The 19,797-nt window shown below is 72.4% G+C and carries 19 protein-coding genes; 3 read left to right on the top strand and 16 right to left on the bottom strand.

Annotated elements, in window-relative coordinates:
• Both ACZ6QO_RS19470 and ACZ6QO_RS19465 read left to right on the top strand, forming a co-directional pair.
• On the top strand, positions 1-500 hold a 500-nt coding region (locus ACZ6QO_RS19470; protein WP_465852419.1), incomplete at its 5' end, for a cellulose binding domain-containing protein.
• 48 nt (positions 501-548) lie between these two features.
• Positions 549-1,901, top strand: coding sequence for an extracellular catalytic domain type 1 short-chain-length polyhydroxyalkanoate depolymerase (locus ACZ6QO_RS19465; protein ID WP_465852417.1), 1,353 nt, complete (start codon positions 549-551; stop codon positions 1,899-1,901).
• 151 nt (positions 1,902-2,052) lie between these two features.
• Here the strand turns inward: ACZ6QO_RS19465 and ftsY are convergent, their stop codons facing one another.
• The 14 genes from ftsY to ACZ6QO_RS19395 form a co-directional block, all read right to left on the bottom strand.
• The gene (gene ftsY / locus ACZ6QO_RS19460) at positions 2,053-3,240 is read right to left on the bottom strand and encodes a signal recognition particle-docking protein FtsY (RefSeq protein ID WP_465852415.1); all 1,188 of its coding nucleotides are present in this window, start codon (positions 3,238-3,240) and stop codon (positions 2,053-2,055) included.
• A 249-nt stretch (positions 3,241-3,489) separates the two neighbouring features.
• Positions 3,490-3,903: a type II toxin-antitoxin system VapC family toxin gene (locus ACZ6QO_RS19455; RefSeq protein WP_465852413.1), complete on the bottom strand. Its 414-nt coding sequence runs from the start codon at positions 3,901-3,903 to the stop codon at positions 3,490-3,492.
• A complete protein-coding gene (locus ACZ6QO_RS19450) occupies positions 3,900-4,124 on the bottom strand; it encodes a FitA-like ribbon-helix-helix domain-containing protein (RefSeq protein WP_465852411.1) in 225 nt (74 codons plus the stop codon). Before ACZ6QO_RS19450 ends, ACZ6QO_RS19455 begins: the two co-directional genes overlap by 4 nt.
• 85 nt (positions 4,125-4,209) lie before the next feature.
• Complete coding sequence (smc, locus tag ACZ6QO_RS19445; protein WP_465852409.1) at positions 4,210-7,890, bottom strand: chromosome segregation protein SMC; 3,681 nt, start codon at positions 7,888-7,890, stop codon at positions 4,210-4,212.
• 337 nt (positions 7,891-8,227) lie between these two features.
• Entirely contained in the window at positions 8,228-8,422 is a 195-nt protein-coding gene (locus ACZ6QO_RS19440) for a hypothetical protein (protein ID WP_248958190.1), read from the bottom strand.
• 189 nt (positions 8,423-8,611) lie between these two features.
• The gene (locus tag ACZ6QO_RS19435) at positions 8,612-8,911 is read right to left on the bottom strand and encodes an acylphosphatase (RefSeq protein ID WP_465852408.1); all 300 of its coding nucleotides are present in this window, start codon (positions 8,909-8,911) and stop codon (positions 8,612-8,614) included.
• The gene (gene mutM / locus ACZ6QO_RS19430) at positions 8,908-9,816 is read right to left on the bottom strand and encodes a bifunctional DNA-formamidopyrimidine glycosylase/DNA-(apurinic or apyrimidinic site) lyase (protein ID WP_465852407.1); all 909 of its coding nucleotides are present in this window, start codon (positions 9,814-9,816) and stop codon (positions 8,908-8,910) included. Before mutM ends, ACZ6QO_RS19435 begins: the two co-directional genes overlap by 4 nt.
• Before the next feature lie 3 nt (positions 9,817-9,819).
• Positions 9,820-10,557: a ribonuclease III gene (gene rnc, locus ACZ6QO_RS19425; protein ID WP_465852406.1), complete on the bottom strand. Its 738-nt coding sequence runs from the start codon at positions 10,555-10,557 to the stop codon at positions 9,820-9,822.
• A gap of 232 nt (positions 10,558-10,789) precedes the next feature.
• Entirely contained in the window at positions 10,790-10,969 is a 180-nt protein-coding gene (gene rpmF / locus ACZ6QO_RS19420; RefSeq protein ID WP_189161846.1) for a 50S ribosomal protein L32, read from the bottom strand.
• Between the two features lies 1 nt (position 10,970).
• Positions 10,971-11,543: a YceD family protein gene (locus ACZ6QO_RS19415; protein WP_465852404.1), complete on the bottom strand. Its 573-nt coding sequence runs from the start codon at positions 11,541-11,543 to the stop codon at positions 10,971-10,973.
• 48 nt (positions 11,544-11,591) lie between these two features.
• Positions 11,592-12,068 carry a pantetheine-phosphate adenylyltransferase gene (gene coaD, locus ACZ6QO_RS19410; RefSeq protein WP_189161848.1) on the bottom strand — a complete coding sequence of 159 codons (477 nt, stop codon included), beginning with the start codon at positions 12,066-12,068 and terminating at the stop codon, positions 11,592-11,594.
• 15 nt (positions 12,069-12,083) lie between these two features.
• On the bottom strand, positions 12,084-12,653 hold the full coding sequence (rsmD, locus tag ACZ6QO_RS19405) for a 16S rRNA (guanine(966)-N(2))-methyltransferase RsmD (protein WP_465852401.1): 570 nt from the start codon (positions 12,651-12,653) through the stop codon (positions 12,084-12,086).
• A 310-nt stretch (positions 12,654-12,963) separates the two neighbouring features.
• On the bottom strand, positions 12,964-15,192 hold the full coding sequence (gene recG, locus ACZ6QO_RS19400) for an ATP-dependent DNA helicase RecG (protein WP_465852399.1): 2,229 nt from the start codon (positions 15,190-15,192) through the stop codon (positions 12,964-12,966).
• Positions 15,193-15,258: 66 nt separating this feature from the next.
• Positions 15,259-16,893, bottom strand: a complete 1,635-nt coding sequence (locus tag ACZ6QO_RS19395) for a DAK2 domain-containing protein (RefSeq protein ID WP_465852398.1) — start codon at positions 16,891-16,893, stop codon at positions 15,259-15,261.
• Between the two features lie 268 nt (positions 16,894-17,161).
• On the opposite strand from ACZ6QO_RS19395, the gene rpmB reads away from it, so the two are divergent.
• Positions 17,162-17,347 (top strand): 50S ribosomal protein L28, encoded by a 186-nt coding sequence (gene rpmB, locus ACZ6QO_RS19390; protein WP_465852396.1) that lies wholly within the window; start codon positions 17,162-17,164, stop codon positions 17,345-17,347.
• Positions 17,348-17,406: 59 nt separating this feature from the next.
• Here rpmB and thiD read toward each other — a convergent pair whose 3' ends face one another.
• Entirely contained in the window at positions 17,407-18,192 is a 786-nt protein-coding gene (gene thiD, locus ACZ6QO_RS19385; protein ID WP_465852394.1) for a bifunctional hydroxymethylpyrimidine kinase/phosphomethylpyrimidine kinase, read from the bottom strand.
• 103 nt (positions 18,193-18,295) lie between these two features.
• The gene (locus ACZ6QO_RS19380) at positions 18,296-19,783 is read right to left on the bottom strand and encodes a hypothetical protein (protein WP_465852393.1); all 1,488 of its coding nucleotides are present in this window, start codon (positions 19,781-19,783) and stop codon (positions 18,296-18,298) included.
• Between the last annotated feature and the right edge of the window lie 14 nt (positions 19,784-19,797).

Below are 19,797 nucleotides of genomic sequence, written 5' to 3'. Positions count from 1 at the left end.
GCGACCTCATCGACGGCATCCACCCCACCGCCAACGGCTACGACAAGATGGCCGCCGCCTGGTACGCCGCACTCCAGGCCGTACCCGGCAGCATCAGCCAGGGCACCCCCACGCCGACCCCGACGCCCACCCCGACTCCGACTCCGACTCCGACGCCCACCCCGACGCCCACGCCGACCCCGACTCCGACTCCCGGAGGGAAGTCGTGCTCGGCCGTGTACTCCATCACCGGGCAGTGGACGGGCGGCTTCCAGGCCGCGGTGAAGGTCACGGCGGGCGGCTCGGCCATCTCGTCGTGGACGGTCGGCTGGCAGTTCGGCAACGGCCAGTCGGTCACCCAGAGCTGGAGCGCCACGATCAGCGCCAGCGGCTCCCAGGTCACCGCCCGCAACGTGGACTACAACGGCTCGCTCGGCGCCGGTGCGACCGCGGAGTTCGGGTTCCTCGGCACCTGGAACGGCACCAACAGCGTGCCCGTGCTCACCTGCACCGCGGCCTGACCCGCGCCGCCACGAAGCCACCCGCACATCCCGAAGAAGGGACACAGCGTGAGATCGAAGCTCAGAGTCATGCTGGCCGCCGCCTTGCCGTTGGTGATCGCCGGCCTGCTCCTGGCCATGCAACCCGCCACGGCCGCGTCGCTGACCCGGGTGACCGGTTTCGGTAACAACCCGACGAATCTGAACATGTACATCTACGTGCCGGACCGCGTCGCGGCGCGACCGGCGTTGCTGGTGCTGGTGCACTACTGCGGCGGTTCGGCCAGCTCGATCTTCGGCTGGAACGGGAAGGACTACGTCACCGCGGCCGACCGGTACGGGTACGTCATCGTGCTGCCCGAGGCCACCCGCAGCGAGAAATGTTTCGACGTCTCCACCGCGAACGCGCTGCGGCGCGACGGCGGCGGCGACTCGACCGGCATCATGTCGATGGTGTCCTACGCCCGGCAGCGCTACAACGTCGACCCGGGCCGCATCGTGGTCAGCGGCTTCTCCTCCGGCGCGATGATGACCAACGTGCTCGCCGCCCAGTACCCCGACGTGTTCTCGGCCGCCTCGGCGTTCTCCGGCGTCCCCGCCGGATGCTTCGCCACCACCAACGGGTCGCTGTGGAACAGCCAGTGCTCCGGCGGCAACCTGATCAAGAGCGCCCAGCAGTGGGGCGACCAGGCCCGCGCCATGTACCCCGGCTACACCGGACGCTACCCCCGCATCCAACTGTGGCACGGCACCACCGACACCACCCTCGCCTACCCCAACTACGGCGAGGAGATCAAGCAGTGGACCAACCTGCACGGCCTGAGCCAGACCCCGGCGTTCACCGACCACCCACAGTCGTCCTGGACCCGCACCCGGTACGGCGGCACCGGCACCCAGGCCACCGTCGAGGGTGTCAGCATCTCGGGCGTCGGCCATGACCTGCCGATGAACGGCCAGCTCGCCTACGCCATCTCCTTCCTCGGCCTCGACGGCACCTCACCGAGCCCCACACCCACTCCGACCCCGACCCCAACTCCGACTCCCACGCCGACGCCCACGCCGACGCCCACCCCGACCCCCACGCCGACACCCACCAGCGGGCCGAGCCTCTGCCGCGTCAGCGCCACGGTCAACGCGTGGAACACCGGGCTGACCGAGGACATCTCGATCACCAACATCGGTTCTGCCGCGATCAACGGCTGGTCGCTGACGTTCACCCTTCCCAGCGGGCAGACCATCACTTCCGGCTGGAACGCCACCTACAGTCCCACCAGCGGCCAGGTGACGGCGAAGAACGTCTCCTACAACGGCTCACTGGCGCCGGGCGCCTCCGTCGCCATCGGCTTCCAGGCCACTCACACCGGCAACAACGGCAAGCCGTCCGCGTTCTCCCTCAACGGCACGGCCTGCACGGTCGCCTGAACCACCCGGCGGCGTTCCCCGGACCCGAACCGCTCCACCGGCGCGAAACCACCCGCGCCACCCCCGGGCCCCCGAGGAACGCCGCCGCCATCACCCGAGCCGCAGCAGCACTCAACGAACTCGTTGCGGCCTGAGGTTGACACAGGGAGTGTCAGTCGCCGAGGAGGGCGTCGGTGAAGACCTCGGGGTCGAAGGGGGCGAGGTCGTCGGGGCCCTCGCCGAGGCCGACGAGCTTCACGGGGACGCCCAGCTCGCGCTGGACGGAGATGACGATGCCGCCCTTGGCCGTGCCGTCGAGCTTGGTCAGGACGATGCCGGTGATGTTGACCGCCTCGGCGAAGACCTGCGCCTGGCGCATGCCGTTCTGACCGGTGGTGGCGTCGAGCACCAGCAGGACCTCGTCGACCGTGGCCTTCTTCTCGATGACGCGCTTGACCTTGCCAAGTTCGTCCATCAGGCCGGTCTTGGTGTGCAGACGGCCGGCGGTGTCGACGATGACCGTGTCGACCTTGTCGTCGATGCCCTTGGACACCGCGTCGAAGGCGACGGAGGCCGGGTCGGCGCCCTCGTCCTTGCGCACCACCTCGGCGCCGACGCGCTCGGCCCAGGTCTGCAGCTGGTCGGCCGCGGCGGCCCGGAAGGTGTCGGCGGCACCCAGCAGGACCTTGCGGCCGTCGCCGATGAGCGCGCGGGCGAGCTTGCCGGTGGTCGTGGTCTTGCCGGTGCCGTTCACCCCGACGACGAGTACGACGGCGGGCCGCTCGCCGTGCGGGGCGGTGTGCAGGGTGCGGTCCATGTCGGCGCCGATCTGGCCGAGCAGCTGCTCGCGCAGCAGGCCGCGCACCTCGTCGTGGCTGCGGGAGCCCAGCACCTTGACCTTGGTGCGCAGCTCTTCGACCATCGTGCGCGTGGGGCTGACGCCCACGTCGGCGGTGATCAGCGTGTCCTCGATCTCGTCCCAGACGTCGTCGTCCAGGCGGTCGCGCGACAGCAGCTCCAGCAGGCCCTTGCCCAGGGTGCTCTGCGAGCGGGCCAGCCGGGCGCGCAGCCGCACCATGCGGCCGGCGGACGGCGGCGGGATCTCGATGGCCGGCGCCGGCGGCGCGACGGGCTCGGCCGGCTTGGCCGGGGGCGGCACGGTGGTGGTGACCGCTTCGTCTTCCAGCACGCCGGTCGACGGAGCCTGCCCTGGGCCGGGCTCGGTGACGGTCGGCGCCTCAGCCGGTCTCACCGGCGGAGGCGCGTGCCTGTCCCGTGGCCGGAACAGCAGGAACATGCCGCCCGCCGCGAGCAACGCGACGACGACAACGATCACTACGATGCCGAGATACCCATCCACAAGATGTCAGTTTTCCAGACGACCGGCCGTGCTCACGCCCCGGCTTGCCCGCGCCGCGCCGGTTGCGCCGATTTGGAGCGTTCGAGGCCGCTCGCGCCGCGGGCCGTGGGAGGGTCCGCCGTCAGGGCGTCCGCCGAATCTTGGCCGTCGCGACGCACCGTCGACAAGCCATGACCACGACCACCGGCGGTCCGGACGCGCGGCGGCGAGGTCAGGCGGACTCGTGTTCGCGGAGGCGTTGGTCGCGACTCACGCCAAGGGCGGGGGATAACGGTGGATCTCCGCCCGGTGACCGGCGGAGCCGGCGAACTTGGCGTCGTCGGTGAGCAGTGGCACTCCCAGCAGTTCGGCGAGAGCCACGTACATGCCGTCGTAGGCGGTGAGGTCGTCGCGCAACTCCAGTACCCGCGACTGCAGCGGCAGCATCGGGTGCCGGACGATTCTGAGCTGCGCGTAGCGTTCCAGCATGACCCGCGCCCGGGCTTCCGAGATGCGCACCTCCGGCTTGCTGGTGATCACGTGTCCTCGCACGACGGAGGCCATCTCGACGTCGATCAACGCCGGAGCGTGCAACTTGCGCGCCAAGCGCTGACGGAGCAGGTCGTCCCCCTTCACGTTCGCCAGCAGGCGGAAGACGATCGAGGCATCGACGACCAGGCTCACCGGCGCCCCTCGCGCAACGTCTGACGAACGAAGTCCGGATCGTAGGGAACGGGCTCGTCACCGGCGATCTTGGCCATGACCTCGTCCAGCGTCGGGGTGGAAGCCTCCTCGGTCAGCAGATCGCGGACGTACGCCGTCAGCGACTTGCCTTCACGCTCAGCCCGCGCTTTGAGCGTCCGCTCGGTGCCGTCCGGGACGTCCCGAATCTGTATGGTACCCATGCCACCAAATTAGCATGCAGGTTGCATGCATATCCCTTATCTAGGACCGCTCGCCGGAGAATCGGGCCGGCGCGCGGCCGCGGGGTCAGGCGGATTCGCGTTCGCGGAGGCGTTGGCTTACGACCTGGGTGACGCCGTCGCCGCGCATGCTGACCCCGTAGAGGGCGTCGGCGATCTCCATGGTGCGCTTCTGGTGGGTGATGACGATGAGCTGGGAGCTCTGGCGCAGCTCCTCGAACAGCGTCAGCAGCCGCTGGGTGTTGGTGTCGTCCAGCGCCGCCTCGACCTCGTCCATGACGTAGAACGGCGACGGCCGCGCCTTGAAGATCGAGATGAGGAACGCCACGGCGGTCAGCGAGCGCTCGCCGCCGGACAGCAGGGACAGGCGCTTGACCTTCTTGCCCGGGGGCCGCGCCTCGACCTCGACGCCGGTGGTGAGCATGTCGGCGGGGTCGGTCAGCAGCAGGCGGCCCTCGCCGCCGGGGAAGACCCGGGTGAAGATGGTCTCGAACTCGCGGGCGACGTCCTCGTAGGCGGCCGTGAAGACCTGCTCCACCCGCTCGTCGACCTCCTTGACCACGGTCAGCAGATCGCGGCGGGTCTTCCGCAGGTCTTCGAGCTGGGAGTTGAGGAAGGCGTGCCGCTCCTCCAGCGCCGCGAACTCCTCCAGCGCCAGCGGGTTGACCTTGCCGAGCTGGGCCATCTGCCGTTCGGCGATCTTGGCGCGCTTCTCCTGCTCTTCGCGGACGTAGGGCACGGGGTCGCCCTCGGCGGTCGGCACGGGCTGCCCGGGGCCGTACTCGGAGATCAGGGCGTCCATCTCGACGCCGTACTCCTCCATGGCCCGCTGCTCCATCTGCTCCAGGCGCAGCCGCTGCTCGGTGCGGGCCACCTCGTTGCCGTGGGCCCGGTTGACCAGTTTGTCCAGCTCGGCCGCCAGCTCGCGCACCCGCGCGCGCACGGCCTTGAGTTCGGCGTCGATCTCGCCGCGCGCCCGCTCGGCGTCCTCGCGCTCGTCGGCCGCCAGGGCCAGCGAGGCCTCCAGCACCCCGAGGGCGCGCCCGGCGCCGCGGACGACGGCCTCGGCGACCTGGGCCTGCGCGCGGCGCCGCTCGCGCAGCGCGGCGGCTCCGGCCCGTTCCTCGCGCTCACGCCGGGCGGCCCGCACGAGCTGGTCGGCGCGGCCGGCGATGCCGCGGACGCGCTCCTCGGCCGTGCGGACGGTCAGCCGCGCCTCCATCTCGGCCTGCCGGCCGACGTTGCAGGCCGCCGCCAGCTTATCGCGGATCTCGGTGGTCGGCTCGGCGGCCAGTTCGTCGGCGTACTCGGCCTCTGCCAGGCGCTCCTCCAGCTCGGCGACCCCGGCGATGTCGCGGTCGCGTGCCTGCTCGGCGGCGGCGACGCCGCGGGCGAGCCGGTCGCACTCGTCGCTCGCAGCCCTCGCGGCCGCGTCGAGCTGGGCCAGCCGCCTGGCGGCGACGGCGGCCCGCTGGTCGGCCTCGCGCTGCTTCGCCCGTACGCGGTCGAGCTCGGCCTGCGCGGCGTTCACCCCGGCCTGGGCGGTGTTGACGCCGGTCTGCGCCTGCGCGGCCCGCGCCTGGACGGCCTCCACGGCCTGCTGGGCGGCGCGCTCGGCGCCCGCCGCGCGTTCGAGCTCCTCGGCGGTGCTCTCGGCGGTGGCGCGGGACTGTTCGAGATCGGCGACGGCCTGGTCGAGGGCGGCGCGCACCTGCAGCGCCGAACCGCCGCCGCCGGATCCGCCCTGGGCGAAGAACGCCCCCACCAGGTCGCCCGCCGAGGTGACGGCCCGCACGTCGGGGCGCTCCTCCACGACCTTCCTGGCCACCTGCACGTCCTCGACGACGACCACGCCGGAGAGCAGGCTCTCGACGGCGGGACGGAACTCGTCGGACACCGACACCAGATCGGCGGCCCACTCGGCCCCCTCGACCGGCGCCGGCCGCGCCACCGCGGCGTCCGCGGCGACGACCAGCGCGACCCGGCCGGCGTCCTCGGCGCGCAGCAGCTCGACCGCGTCCACGACGGTGGACAGCGACTCCACCGCCACCGCCTCGGCGGCGGCGCCGAGCACGGCGGCCACGGCCACCTCGGCGCCCGGCCGCACGGTCATCATCGCGGCGAGCGGGCCGAGCACCCCGGACACGCCGGAGGCCATCAGGGCCGCGCCGCCGTCGGCGCCCTGGGCCAGGCCCATGCGCAGGGCCTCCCCGCGGGCCTCCAGGGCCGCGACCGCCCGCTGAGCCTGCTGGTCGGCGGCGCGCGCCGCGCTCACGGCCGCGCGCGCCTCGGCCAGGGCCCGCCGCGGGGCCTCGGCGGCCGCCTTGGCCTCCTCCACGGCGGCACGGGCCTCCTCGACCGCGGCCTTGGCCTCATCGACGCCCTGCTGAGCGCGGGCCAGCTCGTCGGCGAGCGCGGGATCGGAGGCCGGCTCCGCCTCCTGCTGCGCGTCGTGCTCCTCGCGAGCCCGCTCACTGCGCTGGCGGGCCTCCTGCAGGGCCTTGCTGAGGCGCCCGATCTCTTCCTCGGCCGCCCTCGCGCGCCCGCGAACGGCGGCCACCTCGCCGCGCAGCCTGGCCAGGCTCTCGCGACGGTCGGCGGCCTCCCGCGCCGCCGCGGCCAGGCGGCGCTCTTCGACGGCGAGGGCGCTCTCGGCCTCGGTGCGGCGCCAGACGGCCTGTTCGAGGATCTCTTCGGCCTGCTCCAGCTCGACCTTCAGGGCCTCCTCGCGCTCGCGCACCTCGGCGGCCTCGCGTTCGTAATCTTCGGGGTCGCGCCCGCGGCGCTCGATGGCGGCGGCCTCGACGGCGTGACGGTGCCGCTCGGCGGCCAGCGTCTCGACGCTGTGGAAGCGCTCTTTGAGCGCGGCGAGGCGGTAGTAGGTCTCCTGGGCGGAGGCCAGGCGCGGCTGGGCGGCGCTCTCGGCGGCCTCCAGCTCGGCCTCGCGGGCCTGCCCGCGCTCAAGGTCGGTCTCGACCTGGGTGCGCCGGGCGCGGACGGCGGCCTCGTCGGCGGCCTCCCGGTCGAGGTGGTCGCGCAGGCGGACGACGTCGTCGGCGAGCAGGCGCAGCCGCGCGTCGCGCAGGTCGGCCTGGATGACGGCGGCCTTGCGGGCGATCTCGGCCTGGCGGCCCAGCGGCTTGAGCTGGCGGCGCAGCTCGGTGGCGAGGTCCTGGACGCGGGTGAGGTTGGCCTGCATGGCGTCGAGCTTGCGCAGCGCCTTCTCTTTGCGCTTGCGGTGCTTCAGCACGCCCGCGGCCTCTTCGATGAACGCCCTGCGCTCCTCGGGGCCGGCGTGCAGGACGGCGTCGAGCTGGCCCTGGCCGACGATGACGTGCATCTCGCGGCCGATGCCGGAGTCCGACAGCAGCTCCTGGATGTCCAGCAGCCGGCAGGTGTCGCCGTTGATGGCGTACTCGCTCTGGCCGGACCGGAACATCAGCCGGCTGATCGTGACCTCGGTGTAGTCGATGGGGAGGGCGCCATCGGTGTTGTCGATGGTCAGCGTCACCTCGGCGCGCCCGAGCGGCGGCCGCGAGGAGGTGCCGGCGAAGATGACGTCCTCCATCTTGCCGCCGCGCAGGGACTTGGCGCTGTGCTCGCCCATGACCCAGGCGAGGGCGTCCACGACATTGGACTTGCCCGAGCCGTTGGGGCCGACGACGGCGGTGATGCCGGGCTCGAACTTCAGGGCGGTGGCGGAGGCGAAGGACTTGAAGCCGCGCAGCGTGAGGTTCTTGAGGTACACGCGCGCCGACCTCCCCGTTCGCCCGGGACCCGCCCGCGTGCCTTCCGGAGGGCCCCTCCGGGGCACACTACCGGCTCAGACGGCCTCGGGTGTGCTCACCCGCGATGCCGGGGACGCCGGGAGACGCCGGGCCGGGAGGCCTGCGGACCTCCACGGGGACGCGGGGGCGCGCCGGACCGGCCGCGCATGGGTACGAGCCCGTCAAGGACGGCCACTCTGAGCGCGCGGATGCGCGGGGGACGCGGAGAGAAGCCGGGCGGCCACGCGGAGGAGCGCGGAAATGACAAGGGACGCCTTTGCGGGGCGTCCCTGACGGTGTGTTGCCGTACCGAACCTCTCAGGTGAGGGCCGGCTCGCGATCTTGCAGGCGAGAGAACGCCTCATCACGCGACTGGGCCGCGAGAGCGTCGTTCTGGGCCTGGAGCCTTGTGAGCTCTGCCTCCAGATCCCGGATTCGCTGCTGGAGACGGCGCATTTCCGAGACCATTCGAGGGTCGAGACCGCCGACGTGGCCGAGTAGAGCCTTCGCCATGGTTAAGGGTCCTCCACGCTGAGTGACCAAACTGGTTCGCGCACTTCTTGCCGCGGGAGGGGTGCGCGTGTTTCCTATCAAGAGTCGCACCGGCAATGGAGGCGGTCAAGTTGAACGCTCCCCACGAATGCGCCAATGGGCACTCCCGACATGTAAATATACCGCATTTAGGGGGTTTAAGGGAAGCGCCTACCGCTCCACGAATCCACCAAAACCGCCGCGAACCGGTGACCAGCGCTCCACTACAGCATCTACCCGCCCAGGGGTGCCCCCACCCCTGAGCAGGGCGAGAAGCTTCTCACAGGCTTCCCGAGGCCCTTCGGCGACGACCTCGACCCGCCCGTCGTCCAGGTTGGACGCCGACCCCACCAGGCCGAGCTCCAGCGCCCGGGCCCGGGTCCACCAGCGGAAACCCACCCCCTGCACGTGGCCCCGCACCCAGGCGTTGAGACGAATCTCACTTGCGCCCGCCGGGGCATCCCCGCTCATGTCGCCACCCGGGGTTGACAACGGGGACAACTGTAGGAGGACCTGTTCATGAAAGCCTCGCGCCGGACCGGCCCGCCGCAGCGCCCGCACGGCTCGCCCTCGCGGCCGTACACGTTCAGCGACCGGTCGAAGTAGCCGCTCTCGCCGTTGACGTTGACGTACAGGCTGTCGAAGGAGGTGCCGCCCTGGCCGAGGGCCTCGGTCATCACCGCGCGCACCGCCGCCAGCAGCTCGTCGATCTTCCGCCTGCTCAGCGTACGGGTCGGCGTGCCGCCGTGCAGCCCGGCGCGCCACAGCGCCTCGTCGGCGTAGATGTTGCCCACGCCGCTGATCAGCGACTGGTCCAGCAGCGCCCGCTTGACCTCGGTCTGCCGGGTGCCGAGCCGCAGCGCGAACACCTCCTCGTCGAACGCCTCCTCCAGCGGGTCGGCCGCGATGTGCGCGATCGGCTCGGGGACGGGACGCTCCAGCGGCAGCAGCGGGGCGACCAGCAGGTGACCGAAGGTGCGCTGGTCGACGAACCGCAGCTCGGGGCCGCCGTCGTCGAAACCCAGGCGCACCCGCAGATGCTTCTCCAGCGTCGAGCCCGCCTCGACCACCAGCAGCTGGCCGCTCATGCCCAGATGCGCCAGCAACGCCTCGGACGCGCCGCCGCCGTGCGCCTCGCCGGTCGCCGGGCCTCCAGAGCCGTTCAGGGGCTCGGCGAGGGGCAGCCAGAGGTACTTGCCGCGGCGCTCGGCCGAGACCAGCGTGCGGCCCGCCAGCCGCCCGGCGAACTCCGCGGCCCCCGGGACGTGCCTGCGGATCGCGCGCGGATGCAGGACCTCGGCGAAGGCCACCGTGCGCCCGGCCACCCAGCGCGACAGCCCGCGCCGGACGACCTCGACCTCGGGCAGCTCGGGCATGGGTCAGCTGGCCTTTTTGTCCTGGGCCTCGCTGCGGGCGCGGATCGCGTTCCAGGCGGCCTCGGCTGCCTGCTGCTCGGCCTCCTTCTTGCTGCGCCCCGCGCCCGAGCCGTACTCCTGCCCGCCGACCTTGACGATCGCGGTGAACGACTTGGCGTGGTCGGGGCCGCTCTCGTCCACGTGGTACTCGGGCACGCCGAGCATCTCGGAGGCGGTCAGCTCCTGCAGCGAGGTCTTCCAGTCGAGGCCGGCCCCGAGCGAGGCCGAGCGCTTGATCAGCGGGTCGAACAGCAGGTGGACCACACGGAAGGCCTCGTCCAGGCCCTTGTCGACATAGACGGCGCCGATGAGCGCCTCAAGGGTGTCGGCGAGGATCGACGACTTGTCGCGCCCGCCGGTGCCCTCTTCGCCCCGGCCGAGCCGGGTGAACCGGCCGAGGTCCAGGGCGCGGGCGACGTCGGCGAGGGCGCGCATGTTGACCACGGCCGCGCGCAGCTTGGCCAGCTGGCCCTCGGGAAGGTCGGGATGCCCCCGGAACAGGGTGTCGGTGACCACCAGGCCCAGCACCGAGTCGCCGAGGAACTCAAGGCGCTCGTTGGTGGGCAGGCCACCGTTCTCGTACGCGTACGAGCGGTGCGTCAGCGCCCGCTCAAGAAGCGGCTCGTCCAGCTTGACGTCGAGAACCCGCTCGAGCTCGTCCCTGGCGACCTCTACTGGAATCGGTTTCCCACCTGCGGCCACGTCTCCTCCTCGGACGGTGTGTATCCGGCCGTCACGCAGCACGTCACGACCATGGTCGCGATGGCGGATGGAACGCGGGTGCCCGAAAACGTGGTGGACGCCGGGAGATTGCGGCGGCCCCGGCGCCCACCACGGCCGCGGGCGAACCGCCACCGCACGCCTTGGCACGGTGGACGGTCGTCCCGGCCGGATGCGGGGCATCCGGCCGGCTCACCGGCCACCGCAGGCGTGATCAGGCCGACGGCTCGATGACCTGTCGGCGGTTGTAGGTGCCGCAGGTCGGGCATGCCACGTGCGGCAGCTTCGGCGACCGGCACTGGTTGCAGCTCACGAGCGCGGGCGCGGCGGTCTTCCACTGCGCGCGGCGGGAGCGGGTGTTGCTCCGCGACATCTTCCGCTTGGGGACGGCCACGTCAACCCTCCTGGGTCTTGTTGTTCTCGATGTTCAGGCTTCGCAGCGCCGCCCAGCGGGCGTCGATGCTCTCGTGCCGGTGATCTGGGCCGGCTTCCGCCAGCTTGATCCCACACTCCACGCAGAGCCCGGGGCAGTCTTCATCGCAGACCGGGCTCAACGGCAGTGCGAGCACCACCGCGTCGCGGAACGTCGGCTCGAGATCGAGCAGTTCACCGTCGAGGAGTGAGTCGTCCTCGGCGGCGTCTTCCGCCGAGTAGAAGAAGAGCTCCTGGTACCCGACCTCGATCTCCGAAGTCAATGGATCCAGGCACCGCGAGCACTCGCCCGAAAGCGGAGCCCGCGCCGTGCCCGTGACGAGCACGCCTTCCATCACTGCCTCGAGCCGGATGTCCAGCTCGACTTCGGCGCCCTCGGGGACGCCGATCATGCCGACGGTGAGATTCGCCGGAGCCGGGAGGGAACGGGAGATCTCGCGCATGGTGCCCGGCCGTCGTCCCAGATCGTGGGTCGAAATCACCCAGGGCGCCCGGGGGTCGAGGCTATGCAGCGTCTTCCTGCTCTCTTGAGGCATGGCGAATCACCGCCGTCGTACAAGGCCGATGAGAAAGAATACCAGCACTCAGCCGCGGAGCCGTTCGACCAGCATACGGTGTACAAGATCGGGCACGAGCCCCGAGACGTCACCACCATAGCGGGCGATCTCCTTGAGCCTGCTCGACGACAGGAAGGAGTACTCGGGGTTGGTGGACATGAACAGCGTCTCGACGCCCGACATGCGGTAGTTGAGCTGGGCCATCTGCAGCTCGTAGTCGAAGTCGCTCACCGCGCGCAGGCCCTTGACGATCGTCGGGATGCCCTGCTGCTTGCAGAAGTCCACGAGCAGCCCGTAGAACTTCTCGACCCGCACATTGCCGTACTCGCGGGTCACCGCCTCGAGCGTCTCGATGCGCTCGTCCACGGTGAACAGGCTCTTCTTCTCGACGTTGATGAGCACGGCGACGACGACCTCGTCGTACAACCGGGACGTCCGGCCGATGATGTCGAGGTGACCGTTGGTGACGGGGTCGAACGACCCCGGACAGACGACGCGACGCAAGGCGTACCCCCAGTTTCACTGGTTCCCGGCGGCGCGACCGTACCAAACGGACGCTTCGCCATAGCGACGGACCCTCTCCTCCGCGTATCCGGAGGGCCAGACAAGGTCCTTCCCCCGTGACTCGCGCTCCACCGCCACAAGGGCGTCGGGAACCAGCCAGCCGTTGTCGCGCAGCCGTTCGAGCACCTCGCGGACCGCCTCGTCCTTCACGGCGTACGGCGGGTCGGCGAACACGAAGTCGTACGGCTCGGGGCACGGGCCCGCCACCACCCGCTCGACCCTGTCAGCGGTCACGACCGCCCCGGGCAGGCCGAGGGCGGCGATGTTCGCCCTGATCGTGCGCAGGGCCTTGGCGTCGGACTCCACCAGCAGCGCGTGCGCGGCGCCCCGCGAGAGCGCCTCCAGGCCCACCGCGCCGGAACCGGCGTACAGGTCGAGCACCCTGGCGTCCTCCAGCGGCCCGAGCAGGGACCCGACGGTGGAGAACAGCCCTTCCCTGGCGCGGTCGCTCGTCGGCCGGGTGGCGCGCCCCGGAGGGACGGCGATGCGGCGCCCGCCTGCGGTTCCTGCGATGACTCGGCTCACCCGCCCATTCTCGCCGCCGCCGCGACGGCCGGGGCACCCAGGTCAAGAGTGGCCAAGTGTCGTCGACGAAAGCGCAAGGGTGATTCCCTGGGGCGGCCGGAGCCCACATGATGAGTTCTGCGGCCTTCATGGTGACCCAGGGGAAGGCCGACCGGCGTGATCGTGAGCCCTTCCGCGCGCCGGTGCCCTCGGCACCTGACCCGAGGGTGGGCCCAGCCGGGGACGGCATTCGGGGGGAGGCCGTCCCAAGGCTGGGCCCTGGGTCATTTTTTCCGCCCACACCCGCCCCACCCCCGGGGGCGACGGGCGATCAGGCCTTCTCGAGGAACTCGGCGCGGTCGTCGCCGAGGAGGCGGTCGATCTCGGCGCGGAGCGCTGGGTGCGCCGTGAGCTCGGGATCGTCCGACAGCAGGCGCCCGGCCTCTTCCCGCGCGTCGCTGATGACGTCCTCGTCGCGGAGCAGCCGCAGCATCTTGAGCGAGGACCTGCGCCCGGACTGGGCCGCGCCGAGCACGTCGCCCTCGCGCCGCTGTTCGAGATCGACCCGGGACAGCTCGAACCCGTCGAGCGTGGCGGCGACCGCGTCGAGCCGCTCGCGGGCCGGGGTGCCGGCCGGGAAGTCGGTGACCAGCAGGCACAGGCCGGGCAGGCCTCCTCGGCCCACCCGCCCGCGGAGCTGGTGGAGCTGGGACACGCCGAACCGGTCGGCGTCCATGATGACCATGACGGACGCGTTCGGGACGTCCACGCCGACCTCGATCACCGTGGTGGCCACCAGCACGTCGACCTCGCCGCGCGTGAAGGCCCGCATCACGGCGTCCTTCTCCTCAGGAGGCAGGCGCCCGTGCAGGATCTCGACGCGCAGGCCGGACAGCGGCCCGCCGGCGAGCATGGGCGCGACCTCCAGGACGGCCAGCGGCGGACGGCGCTCGCCCTCCCCCGGCCCCGCCGCCTCGCCGGGCTCGGCCAGGTCACCGGGCTCGGCCAGGTCGCTCAGATCGCCCTCGTCGCCCTCCAGGTCGCCGATGCGGGGGCACACGATGTACGCCTGGCGGCCCAGGCCGACCTCCTCGCGGATGCGCGCCCAGGTGCGGTCGAGGAAGTGCGGTTTGTCGGCCACCGGGACGACGTGGGTGCTGATGGGAGCCCGGCCGGCGGGGAGCTGGCTCAGGGTGGAGACCTCAAGGTCGCCGAACACCGTCATGGCGACCGTGCGCGGGATGGGCGTGGCGGTCATCACCAGCACGTGCGGACGTCCGCCCCCGGCCTTCTCGCGCAGCGCGTCGCGCTGCTCGACGCCGAAGCGGTGCTGTTCGTCCACGACGACCAGGCCGAGATCGGCGAACTGGACGTGCTCCTGGAGCAGGGCGTGGGTGCCCACGACGATGCCGGCCGCGCCGGAGGCGGCGTCGAGCAGCGCGGCCCGCCGTCCCGCCGCCCCCATGGAGCCGGTGAGCAGCGTCACCGCCGTGCCGCCGAACATGCCGCCTGTGCCGAGATCGCCGAGCATGCGGACGATGGACCTGTGGTGCTGCTGCGCCAGGACCTCGGTGGGGGCGAGCAGCGCCGCCTGCCCCCCGGCGTCGACGACCTGGAGCATCGCGCGCAGCGCCACCACGGTCTTGCCCGCGCCGACCTCGCCCTGGAGCAGGCGGTGCATGGGGTGGGCCAGCGCCAGCTCGGCCGCGATCTCTTCGCCGACCGCGACCTGGCCCTCGGTGAGCTGGAAGGGCAGCCACCCGTCGAAGTCGGCGAGCATCCCGTCGTCCTTGCGGGGACGCGGGACGGCGGGCCACGCGGCCGCGGCCTGGCGCCGCTGGGCCAGCACGGCCTGCAGCATGAACGCCTCGTCGAACTTCAGCCTCTTGCGGGCCCGGGAGATGTCGCCCTGGTCGCGCGGCCGATGGACGGCCTCCAGCGCCTCGGCCAGGCCGGGCAGCCGGTGGCGGGCGCGCAGATCGTCTGGCAGGGGGTCGGGGATGGGGCCGAGCGTGTCGAGCACGACGCCGATGGCCCGGCGGATCACCCAGGAGGTGATGCCGCCCGCCGCCGGGTAGATGGGCACCGGGGCGGCGGCGAACTCGGCCGCCGAGGACGCCGAGGAGTCGACCTCCTCGAAGGGCTCGAACTCGGGGTGGTTGAGCTGCCACTTGGCGCGCTCGCCCTGCCCGAACCGCCCGACCTTGCCGGAGAACATGGCCCGCGTGCCGGGCTTGAGCCGGGTCTCGACCACGTGGGAGACCTTGCCGAAGAAGGACAGATAGATCTTGTTGCGCCGCCCGTCGACGACCTCGACCTCAAGCCAGGTGCCCGAGCGGTTGCGCATGGGCTTGCGCATGAGGCGCGACACCTCGCCGACCACCGTCACGTGCTCGTCGACCTCCAGCGCGTCGAGCGCGGTGAGCTCGCCACGCTCGGCGTACCGCCGGGGGTAGTGGCGCAGCAGTTCGCCGACGGTGGTGATGTTGAGCGAGCTGTCGAGCGGCTTGGCCGTCTTGGGGTCCAGCGCCTTGATGAGCGGCTCGTCGAAACGCGTCACGTCAACCAGTTGTACCGCTCCGGGACGACAAGAACCTCCACAAGCCGCCCCGTGCCCGCCGCCGGTTCACTCGACGCCGATGAGCAGCGGGTAGCCGCCCTGGCCGCCCTCGTAGACCACCACCTCCACGTCGGGCCGCGCCGAGGCCAGATGCTCCTGGACGGCCCGTGCGGGCCGGTCGCCGCCGTCCGCGCCCAGGATGAGGGTCACCAGCTCGGTGCCCGCCGACAGCATGCGGCGGGTGGTCTCGACGGCCATGGCATCGACGCCGGAGCCGATCAGCGCGACGTCGCCGTCGATCACGCCGAGCACGTCCCCCGGGCGGCACAGGCCCGCGCTGGTCATGGCCTCCCGGTCGGCCACCCAGACGTGCCCGTGACGGGCGTGGCCCGCGCTGTCGGTCATCGCCACCACGTCGTCGTCGAACCGCCGCAGCGGGTCGTGGACGGCCAGCGCCGCGAGCCCCTGGACGGTCGCCTTGGTGGGCAGGACGCTGACGACGACGCCCTCCTCGCGGGCGATCGCCGCGGCGCCCATGGCCACGGCGTTCACCCCGGCGTCGTTGGGCAGCACCGCGACCTCGGCGCCCGCCTGCCTGATCGCGTCCAGGACGGCCCCGAGGGCCGGGCTCGAACCGGGCGCGCGGCGCACCACCACGGCTCCGGCCTGCTCGAACAGCCGTGCGATGCCGTCGCCCGCCGCGACGGCCACCACGCCGCGGCCCTGCCCGCGGCGGGGCGCGCGCACCGCCGCCTCCAGATAGACGATCTTGACGCGGTACGGCCGTCCCGCGCGCATCCCGGCCTCGACGGCCGCCCCGGCGTCGTCCACGTGGACGTGCACGTTCCACAGCCCGTCGCCGCCGACGACGACCAGACAGTCGCCGAGGCGGTCGAGCTCTTCGCGCAGCGCCGCGACGGCCGTCTCGTCGGCCTCCAGCAGGTACATCACCTCGTAGCCGAACTCGTCCCGCTCGCGCCCGTGCTCCTCGGGCGCGAGCGGGACGACCCGCGCGACCGGCGCCGGCACGTCGTACCGGCCGACGTAGGAGTCGGTGACCACGGCGGCCAGGCTCTCGAGGATGACGGTCAGCCCCGCGGCGCCCGCGTCGACCACGCCGTTGCGGGCGAGCACGTCGAGCTGCCCGGTGGTGCGGCCGAGGGCGGCGCGGGCGGCGGACGCGGCGCGCCTGGCGACCCACTCCAGCTCGTCGTCGGCGCCGGGGGCGTCCGGGGCCCGCTCCACGGCCCCCGCCGCCGCGCTCAGCACGCTGAGCACGGTGCCCTCCACCGGGCGCGCCACCGCGTTCCTGGCCAGTTCAGCCGCCCTGGCCAGCCCTTCGCACAGGTCGCGGCCGGTGCCCTTGGCCGTTTTGAGCACCTCGGCCATGCCGCGCAGCGCCTGGCTGACGATCACCCCGGAGTTGCCCCGCGCGCCGATCAGCGCCCCGTGGGCCAGCGAGCTCCAGGTGGCCTCGGCGTCCGCGTCCTGCGGGAGGCCGTCGACCGCCTCGGCCGCCGACAGCATCGTCAGGTGCAGGTTCGTCCCGGTGTCCCCATCGGGGACGGGGAAGACGTTCAGCGCGTCGATCTCGGTGCGCACCCTGCCGAGCGCGTCGGCGCACAGCCGTGACCAGCGGCGGACCGCGGCGGGATCGAGAATCTGCGGCGCTTCCCCGGCGTCGGCGGGCTGCGAAGGCATGGGGGCTCCCTCCTGCGCGCGGCGGGCGTCCTCCGCACGGCAGGTCGCACGGTGGTTCGCACGTTGGTTCGCGCGCGCGGGACCGCGCCGGCTCCGCTGATGCGCTACGGTTGGTGATACGAGATTATCCCCGTTCGCCCGCCCCTCCGTTTGGCGAGCACCGGGTGACATCGGATACTCTCGTGTGGCCAGCCGGTTGTCCCGGCATGCCCGACCGCCGCTTCTACCTCGGTTTCGGGCGCATTGACTGATCTAAGGAGCGATGACCGTGGCTTCCGTCTGCGACGTTTGCGGTAAGGGGCCGACTTTCGGCAACAACATCTCGCACTCGCACCGCCGCACCCGCCGCCGCTGGAACCCCAACATCCAGCGTGTGCGCGCCATGGTGGGCAGCACGCCGAAGCGGATGAACGTGTGCACCTCCTGCATCAAGGCGGGCAAGATCACCCGCTAGTTTCGGCTTCCGATGGCCCGTCACCCTCAGGGTGGCGGGCCATCGCCGTTCCAGGACCCTCAGCGCCAGCGCCAGGCGTGGTCGACCGGGCCGATGCCGGCGCCGAGGGGGAAGCCGTGCGCGATGGCGCCCGTCACGTACTCCTTGGCCTTGGCCACCGCGCCGGGGACGTCCTCCCCCAGCGCCAGGTGCGAGGCGATGGCGGAGGCCAGCGTGCATCCGGTGCCGTGGGTGTGGCGGTTGTCGTGCCGCTCGGCGGAGAAGCGGTACTCGGCGACGCCGTCGGTGAGCAGGTCGACCGGCCGGCCGGGGAGATGCCCCCCCTTGATCAACGCCCACGCGGGCCCGAGGGCCAAGATCGCCTCCGCGGCCGGCCGCAGGCCGTCCTCGTCCTCGACCTTCACCGAGGTGAGCTGCTCGACCTCCCACAGGTTCGGCGTCACGACGGTCGCCACCGGCAGCAGCAGGGAGGTCACCGTCTGGACGGCCTCGGGCGCGAGCAGCGGGTCGCCGTGCTTGGAGACGCCCACCGGATCGACGACGACGGGGACGTCCATGCCGGCGAGCACCTCGGCGACCAGCGTGACCAGCCGTGGTGAGGCGAGCATGCCGGTCTTGACCGCCTGGGCGCCGATGTCGCCGAGAACCGAGTCGAGCTGCGCGCGCACCGCGTCGGGCGGCAGCTCCCAGTAGCCCTGCACTCCGAGGGAGTTCTGCGCGGTCACCGCGGCGATCACGCTCATGCCGTGGACGCCGAGCGCCAGCATGGTCTTCAGATCGGCCTGGATGCCCGCGCCTCCGCCCGAGTCGGAGCCTGCGATGGTCAGCACACGGGGAGGAGTCACGCGTCCATCAAACCAAATATCCGCCCGGCGAGTCCGCGCGCCTCTGCCCTGGGACCGATCGCCACGGCTCCCTCGGGCCTCGGACCGTTTCGCACGGCGCGGGTCACCGTTCGGGGGCGACCTCCGATGAGAAGTCGTCGCCGGTCTGGAGGCGGCAGGTGCCGCCGGTCAGCTCGCAGTCCTGCGGAGAGTCCGCGTCGCCGTCGGCGGTGAACGAGACCACGGCCTGCTCGTCCTCGGCCAGCGTGCCGGTGGAGGTGAGCACGAGTATCTCGCCCTCCTGCGACCACTCGGCCCCGTCGGCTCCGGTGACCTGGCCGCCGACGGGCACGCGCAGGCTCCAGCCGTCCAGCGCGGAGCCGGTGTTGGTGATGATCAGCCGGCCCGTGTACCCGGCCCGGGTGACCTCCGACACGCCGAAGTCGACCGCCACCCGGCCGGGCGCGACCAGAGGGTCGGCGTCGTCGCCCAGGGGGGAGGTCTCGGGCGTCGCGATCTCGGTGTCCTCCGGCTCCGGAGTGGGATCGGCGTTCTCGTCCGACGGCGGGTCCGGCACCGCGGTCGGGGTCGTCCGCGTGCGGTCGGGGGTCGGGCGGGCGGACGGGGCGGCCGTGCGCCGTGCGGGCGGACGGCTCGCGCCGGTGGACGGGACCGTCCTGGGCTCGGACGAGTCGCGAGCGGCGGAACTGGGCGTGCTGGAGGCCGGCGGGGCGGACTCGTCGTCGGACGGCGTCGGGGTGTCGGGAGCGCCGGTCTGTGCGGGCGAGACGTCCTGCCCCTGTGACGGCTTGCCGGGGGCGATGGCCGCGCAGACCTGGCCGCTCGGGCAGTCGGGTGTCTCCACGAGGTTCACCTGGCCGGCCGACAGCTTGACGCCGATGACGGCGGTGGCGACGGCCATGACGACGGCCACGGCCGACAGCGCCACCGTGCGTCGTCCCCGCCGGGCCTTCGGGCGTTCTTCGTCCTCCCGGCCGCGTCGCCGGCCCCGCCCGCGGTCTCCCGGCTCGTCAAAGCCTCCGTACGCCGCGCCCGCAGGCTCACCGTCCCCGCCGCCGGGCGCCGGGCCGACCCGCAGAACGTCGCCCTCCGGGACGGGCCCCTCACCCACACGCAGGAGGTCGTCCTCCGAGGCGGGCCCAGGCCCCACAGGCAGGATGTAGCGCTCCGAGGTGGTCGCGCGCGGAACGTCGCCCTCCGGGACAGATCCCGGGCCAAGGCGCAGGACGTCCTCACCGGGACCGGACGGGGAGCCGGCGTGCGGCGCGCCCCCGCCGGCGGCGAACCCCGCCTCGTCGCCCCAGGCGGGTCTCGTCTCGTCGCTCCAGGCGGGTCTCGGTTCGTGGTCCCAGGCGGACGGTTCGGGCTCGTCGCCCCAGGCGGTCGGCCAGGCGGGGGTGGGAACGGCCTGCCACGCGCTGAGCTTCAGCGGTTCGGCGGGGGCGTCCGCCGCCGGGTCGGGCCAGGCGTCGGGGCCGAGCCACTCCTCGGTTCCGCGCTCGTCGTCGCGCCAGCCGGACGGCTCACGCTGATCCGGCCCCTCGGGATCGGACCCCCGGTCTCGCGATGACGTGTGACGTCCCCGTCCCATGAAGCGCCTTCCTC

Source organism: Sphaerisporangium sp. NPDC049457 (genome assembly GCF_055586705.1).
The sequence above is the reverse complement of the archived record's forward strand: the minus strand, read 5'-3'. Positions and strand labels throughout refer to the sequence as shown.